The sequence below is a fragment of the Corallococcus sp. AB049A genome (assembly GCF_003668885.1).
GTDB classification, from domain to species: domain Bacteria; phylum Myxococcota; class Myxococcia; order Myxococcales; family Myxococcaceae; genus Corallococcus; species Corallococcus interemptor.
The window spans coordinates 1-396 of sequence record NZ_RAWL01001399.1 but is presented as its reverse complement, the minus strand read 5'-3'; the positions used below and the strand labels follow the sequence as shown (position 1 = coordinate 396).

Below are 396 nucleotides of genomic sequence, written 5' to 3'. Positions count from 1 at the left end.
GGGCATGAGCCTGCTTGACCAGACCGTTGAGCGCATCCGGGTTATTGCCCCAGCCCTGGCACAGCAGGTAGGCAAGCAGGGCGTTGCCGATGATGCGTTTGGAGAATGGATGGCCGTACGCGGTTTGCTCCCAGTTCGCCGACAGGTTCCAGTCATCGGTGATGTCGTGGTCGTCGAAAATCATCATGCACGGCAGATGCGCCATCGCCCGTGCCACGCCGCTCAGGCCGGCGGCAAACGCCTCGACCAGCTGCTGTTCCGTGGCGTAGCGCTCGACTTCCCCGTCTTCCAGTTGCGGCCTGCCGGGTTCGATCAGGGTCCAGGGCGTGGGTGACCAGACCAGCAGGTACATCGCCATGACTTCCGCCAGGGTAACCAGATGGTTATCCGCTGTGC

At 62.9% G+C, this 396-nt stretch carries 1 protein-coding gene; it reads right to left on the bottom strand.

Annotated features, from left to right (window positions below; genetic code table 11):
• On the bottom strand, positions 1-358 hold a 358-nt coding region (locus tag D7X55_RS47320; protein WP_199747495.1), incomplete at its 3' end, for a hypothetical protein.
• Positions 359-396: the final 38 nt, after the last annotated feature.